This window comes from Methanosphaera sp., assembly GCF_016282985.1.
Lineage (GTDB): Archaea > Methanobacteriota > Methanobacteria > Methanobacteriales > Methanobacteriaceae > Methanosphaera.
Genome location: NZ_JAEELZ010000068.1, coordinates 1 through 6247 on the forward strand (window position 1 = coordinate 1; position 6247 = coordinate 6247).

6 protein-coding genes are annotated in these 6247 nt (G+C 27.8%); 4 read left to right on the forward strand and 2 right to left on the reverse strand.

Annotated features, from left to right (window positions below; all coding sequences use genetic code 11):
- Positions 1-501 precede the first annotated feature (501 nt).
- From QZZ11_RS04015 to QZZ11_RS04030, 4 genes are all read left to right on the forward strand, one after another.
- A complete protein-coding gene (locus tag QZZ11_RS04015; protein WP_292473823.1) occupies positions 502-1569 on the forward strand; it encodes a hypothetical protein in 1068 nt (355 codons plus the stop codon).
- 88 nt (positions 1570-1657) lie between these two features.
- Entirely contained in the window at positions 1658-2041 is a 384-nt protein-coding gene (locus tag QZZ11_RS04020; RefSeq protein ID WP_292473824.1) for a flagellar protein, FliL, read from the forward strand.
- 193 nt (positions 2042-2234) lie between these two features.
- Positions 2235-2798 (forward strand): hypothetical protein, encoded by a 564-nt coding sequence (locus QZZ11_RS04025; protein ID WP_292473826.1) that lies wholly within the window; start codon positions 2235-2237, stop codon positions 2796-2798.
- Between the two features lie 21 nt (positions 2799-2819).
- Complete coding sequence (locus QZZ11_RS04030; protein WP_292473827.1) at positions 2820-3638, forward strand: FxLYD domain-containing protein; 819 nt, start codon at positions 2820-2822, stop codon at positions 3636-3638.
- Between the two features lie 143 nt (positions 3639-3781).
- Here QZZ11_RS04030 and QZZ11_RS04035 read toward each other — a convergent pair whose 3' ends face one another.
- Together QZZ11_RS04035 and QZZ11_RS04040 are read right to left on the reverse strand one after the other, a co-directional pair.
- On the reverse strand, positions 3782-4558 hold the full coding sequence (locus QZZ11_RS04035) for an amino acid ABC transporter substrate-binding protein (protein WP_292473829.1): 777 nt from the start codon (positions 4556-4558) through the stop codon (positions 3782-3784).
- Positions 4559-4787: 229 nt separating this feature from the next.
- Positions 4788-5813 (reverse strand): M42 family metallopeptidase, encoded by a 1026-nt coding sequence (locus tag QZZ11_RS04040; protein ID WP_292473831.1) that lies wholly within the window; start codon positions 5811-5813, stop codon positions 4788-4790.
- Between the last annotated feature and the right edge of the window lie 434 nt (positions 5814-6247).

Sequence of the window (6247 nt, forward strand, 5' to 3'; positions counted from 1 at the left end):
AAAATACAATTACTCAATATGAGTGAGAATTGTATTATGATGAAGAAAGGAAAATATTGAAATAAAATATTTCCCTCTGTAAAAAAACTATATTTGGGTTATTACTCATATTTCCCTCAAAGCAAGGTTTTCTACAGAGCCATTTTTAAAAGAAAAATATCAAAAAGTTTTAACTATAAATATATTTATTTCTCCAAATATAAATAATAAAAACACAAAAACATTAAATTTCAAATTACATATTATAAAAATTAAAAAAAATATATTTCATCAAATTTTAACTTATTTAACATTATTAAATCAAGATTTTAATTAAAAATTATATTATATTATTTGTAATCAACATTACCTATTTATAAAGAACATTTTTCTCAAAAAAATAATTAAGAAATGAATAATAATAATTAAAATTAAAGAGTAAAATGATACAAATTTACTTATCTTTTTTCAAGGAAATGAAGACCTTTAATTCTATCAGTATATTCGAAATTTAGAAGGAGAGTGGTAAAAATAGCTGATAAAAATAGTTCATTTGGAGCGGCAGGTATTGGTTTTTACATTTTGATTATAATTATTGTTATCTTTGGTGGAGTATTAGCAGTCAATGCTTCCAGTCCTGGTGACATCAATGATAACAATCTTGTTAACGAAGATGAATCTTTACCGATAATAAATATGACAAATACTACGTTAAATGACTACAAGATAACTTTTGTTTATTATGATCATAATACTACTAATTGGAACGGATGTTATGGCTTAAATTATACTGTCTTAACAGATAAGGAAGGCAATAAGTATATGCTTGACCATGCAACAACAGATATTCTTGGCCAAAAAACCAATTATACATTCAAATATCCGGATGGAATCGGATTGGTCTTTGACAATAATACTGAGACAGAAATATATAATAAATCCCAAATGTATTATGTTCATGAAGTGCGTGACGACAATAATAATGTTATAAAGTCATTAGGTAACTTTACTTTACATGACAAGTCTCATGAACCAACATTTATACCTACAGATTGGACTTTTGTCTATGCAGGTGACCATAACAGCAGTGTATATGAAGGTGACGAAGGTTTACTTGAGGCTGTAACAAGTAACGCTATCGGTAATCATGAACAGAATGTTCGTTTTGATGACGATATCATGATTGGTTTAATGTATTATTCAAATAATAGTACCGACTTTTACAGATATGGATTCAATGGATTTGGCTTTGATGATTTGGAATCATTCCATGTTAATGGTACATCCATTAATGGAGATTATGATCATGGCTATTATCTATCAAAGTTTAGTCCTAATTTACCAAACGGTACGGAGATTAAATCTTTCAATATAGAAAGCAAGTATTTATCTTCTGCTCAGAAGGATTTCCTACAGGATTTCGATAGAAGAAGAAATGAATATCTTAAAAATGAAGAAATCAATGCAATCTATGATGCGGCCGATGATGTATCAAATAGTTATGCACGTAACCAGGAAAATCAAAACTCCAAATCAAAATACAGTACTTACTACGGTACAAATGGTTATGGAGTAATTAGATCATATTAACCTCCAAATTCTTCTTTATTTTTATAATTTAATTAATTTTAAAACATATATTTTTGAAAAAATAGAATAATTATGAGGAATAAATTTTATGAAAACTAATAACTTAATTATATTAGGTGTAGTTGCTGTTGCATTGATAGCAATACTACTCTTTGTAGGATTTGGAACACAATCTACTGAAACAAATAATACAACTAATAATACTACTATAAATATTACCTTAAATGATTCCAACGCTACTGAAAATCAGACAACAAAAACTACAACTAAAAAACAGTCAACAACAAAAAGTAAATCCGATTCACCAGACATAGTAAGTGATTCTGTAAAATATAATTACCAGGTAGATGATGGAAGCTATTATAGGGAAGTGGAATACTCTGATGGAAACTTCAGACAATATGATTCAAAAGGTAGAATTATAGGTAGTTCCTATGATAATGATAAAGTTTATGGTCCAAGCATGGAATAAAGAAATTTAACCTTCACTGTAACTGAAAATATCAGAACACAGTAGATATTTTAAATTCCTTTAACTCTTTTTTTTTAATTAAAAATTCAACATTAACTCATTTATTGATATATTTTTCCTTAAACAATAATTATAAATTATTCCAAAATTATATATTCATACATATAAGAATTAATTATTTTATGGTGATATTATGGATTTATCTAAAAATAGAGTAAATTCTATTAATAAGAGTAATTCTAATGGATTATCATTAAGCAATGCCAAAGTAAATGATATGGGAAAATCTTCATTAGAATTATCAGATAATAAATTGATAATAAAATCAATTGAATCTAATTCTGTTATCGATAAATCTTTAGATGGATTGGATTATCTTATTTATTCTAAAGGAAACTTCATAGCCAATGATAAAATTTTTATGGGGATATCAAATGAACAGTTTGAGATTAGCTGTACAGATGACGAGTTAGAATTTAAAAATTTTTATGATAATATAAAACAAATTAAAGAAAATGGACAATATACCAGTAATTCAAAATTACAAACTGATACTTCAAATAAATCTTTATCAGATAACTACGTTTCAAAATTCATTTCTAAAAAAGAAGAAGAAACTAATGAAACAGAAACTAACATAGAAGAATCTAACATAAATGTTTCTGAGGAGATACGTAATTTCTATAATCTTATGAAAGAAGGAATAATTACTGAAGAAGAATTTGAAGAAAAGAAAAAAGAATTATTGAAATTATAATGGAGGATATGGGGTGTAATAATGAAAATCAATCCTATAATAGCAGTTTTAGCTTTTTTATTTGGGTTAGGTGGTTCTTTAGTTGCATATTCCTGGTCAGGTTTAAGTGCAGATTTAGCAACGAATGGTTCCATTACTTTAGTCGCAAGTATTCTTGGATTATTGGGAATCTACTTATTTGAAAAAGATTATAAAATAGCCATGGTGCATTATATTATCTGTGGTCTGGGAGTGCTGATAGGTACCAGTATGCTGGGTATTCCAGGATTTATTTTTTACGTAATTGCAGCAGTAGTTGCTTATGTTGAACGTGAAAAATCAGGCAGTAAAACTGATAAATTTGATGAAGTTAATTTTTATGGAAATGAAACGGAGATTAGACAACGTTATCCAAATTTTCCAACAAACAATGATAAAAACAAGATTTTTTGGATTATACCTGCAATTGCACTAATATTAATCATTTTATCAGGAGTTATTGGTGATGCCAGTTATAATAATGACTTGCATGAAAAAGCCAATGCTATTGACATAAGTAATATAAGCAGTGATTTAAAAGTTTCCTATGGTTACTACTCCGGAGGAGTACAGGGAACTTTATCATCACAAAAAGATATTCAAAATGTTCAAATTAAAGGTGTTTGGTATGGTGAAGACGGTTCTCAAATAGATCAAACCTATGATACCAATACTTTTACCGATATTAAGGCAAATCAAAAATATCAGTTAAATATTCCATATTACAAGGAATCAAATTACAAACCTGTTAAAGTTGAACTTCAAATATTTGAGAATTTTGGTGAAACACCATTATTTACAAAAACCGTAAACTTCAACTAATAATAAACTTTTATGAGGAATTTTTCCACATAAACCTTTTTTTAATCTTTTTTTATTACAAATAAATATCAGATATATCATATTTACCGTAAATTTAGAAAATAAGCCAAATTATAAAAAAATATATTTAATAAAAAAAAGTATTAGGGTCTTAATAAACCCTCAGTAATTCCATAATCACTGTATTTTTGAGCAATTTTATCTACTGTTCCATCTGCAAACATTTCATCTAATGTATCCTGAACCTGATTCCTTAACTCTTCATTACCTTTCTTGAAACCAATTCCATATACTTCATATGCCAATGGTTCATCCAATATTTTATATTGACCGGAAGCACCTTTTTCTTTCAATAGATATTTTGCTAAACCCATATCCACAATTAATGCATCACAGGCTCCTGACTCCAAATCCATAAATCCGGTATTGTAGTCTTTAATTTTAACTAATGATTTGAATGAATCTGCCACTGCTTTTTTATCACTTTCAAGATTATTAAGTACTGACTGTCCTTCCTGAACTTCAACAGTTTTATCTTTTAAATCATTTAAAGAATTAATTCCTGAATCGGATTTTACAACAACCACTTGTGAATTGTTAAAGTATGGTTTAGACCATGTATAATCATTTTCTCGACCATTTATTGTCAATTCACTCCAGATACATTCGACTATTTCAGAATTTAATTCTGTATCCTTTGTATCCCAACTTGGTAATGGTTCTGGAACAAATGTCCAATTATTTCTTTTTGCAACTTCCTTTGCTAATTCTATATCAAATCCGGTGTAATTTCCATCATCATCCTTATATCCAAAAGGTGGAAATTCTGAATTAAACCCTACAACGAATACATTATCTTCATTTGTTAAAAGATTTGTATTTGCTGCTGTTATACTTCCTAAACCAACAAATAACATCATAATTATTATCAGTAACGAATAAATTTTAATTCTTATGTTTTAACCCCCAAAAAAAACTTTCTATCTTTATATATGTTTTTGAAATATTAATACTATTTGTTTAAAAGTAAGACATTGAAAGATAATTAATTTGTAATCTTAATAATCTTACAAACTAAAAAAAATATTTATTTGTTATGAATGTAACATTAAAAATTAATTTTTATTTAAAAAAAGAATAAATAGGGGTTTATAAATTGTTTAATATTGCTACCATTAATTCTATAGTATTTTCTATGTCTTCAGCACTTGCTACACTGACAGGAGTATGAATATATCTTGTAGGTACACTTATTACACCGGTAATTATACCATCTCTGTTTAAATGTATAGCAGTTCCATCAGTTGTTCCGCCATCACTTACTTCTAATTGTATGTTAATATCTTCCTGTTTGGCAGCATTTATTATCATATCTTTCATAACTTTAGGTGTGATTACTCCATCACCTGATCTGTCGGCAAGTATTACTGCAGGACCATCACCCATCTTACATGGTGCTTCTTCTGTTGTTATTCCAGGATGATCTCCAGATAATGTTGTATCCAGTGCGAATGCATAGTCCGGGTTTAAAGCGTAACTTGATACTTTTGCTCCTTTAAGTCCAACTTCTTCCTGAACTGTTCCAACACCATAAATTGTTGCTCGACTGTCAACTCTTTTCATAATTTCCATCATAACATAACATCCAATCCTGTTGTCTAAAGCCTTTCCCATAACCTTATCGTTTGGATATTCTTCAAAAAAGCTTCTGAATGTAATCATGTCCCCAATAGAAACCATTTCTTCTGCTTCTTCCTTATTATTTGCACCAATGTCTATGAACATTTGAGTGTATTGAATAACTTTATTTCTTTCTTCAGGCTTTGTTACGTGTGGAGGTTTTGAACCTATTACTCCAGGAACGATTCCGTTTTTTGAGTGAATGAGTACTGCCTGGTTAATAAGCATTTGATCGTTAATTCCACCGATTTTAATAAACTTAATAAAACCGTCATCATCAATGTATTTAACCATTAAACCTATTTCATCCATGTGGGAAGCTAGCATTACTGTTGGAGCACCTTCTTCACCTTTTTTTGTAGAAATTAAATTTCCCATATCATCTGTTTCAATTTCATCGACACAACTTTCTAGTTCTCTGGATATTATTTCCCTTATATCATTTTCAAAACCGGATATTGCTGGTGTTAAACTTAGTTCTTCCAATAATTTCATATTTCTTATAGTTGTCATGATTTATCTCCTAGTTGGTATATTTATATTTATTAATGTTAAATATTTTGATTAGACATTTTTTTTTCAAGATTATTTTTAAGAGAAAATCTTTGATGTATAGACATTCATTTATATCAGATTAAATATTTTTAATAAAGCCACATTATACTTTTATTTAACTAAATAAATTTTTAAAATTTCTAATAATTATTTTAAGTTATGATACCATGTTAAAGAATATTTAAAGCGATTTAAAAAATAATTATTTTTTAGGTATACCTAAACATTTATATACTCTGAAGTACAACATTTAATTGACTAAGAAGTTTAGGTTATCCTAAAATTATAGCCATATAAATATCCTACTTCTAGTCAAATTGAGTTAAATAAAAAGACTATAAAAACATTCTACTATTAAAAAAACTATTATTCCT

Coding starts and splice junctions, on each gene's coding strand:
- QZZ11_RS04035 (WP_292473829.1), bottom strand. CDS start 4,558: ATGATGTTATTTGTTGGTTTAGGAAGTATAACAGCAGCAAATACAAAT.
- QZZ11_RS04025 (WP_292473826.1), top strand. CDS start 2,235: ATGGATTTATCTAAAAATAGAGTAAATTCTATTAATAAGAGTAATTCT.
- QZZ11_RS04030 (WP_292473827.1), top strand. CDS start 2,820: ATGAAAATCAATCCTATAATAGCAGTTTTAGCTTTTTTATTTGGGTTA.
- QZZ11_RS04020 (WP_292473824.1), top strand. CDS start 1,658: ATGAAAACTAATAACTTAATTATATTAGGTGTAGTTGCTGTTGCATTG.
- QZZ11_RS04040 (WP_292473831.1), bottom strand. CDS start 5,813: ATGAAATTATTGGAAGAACTAAGTTTAACACCAGCAATATCCGGTTTT.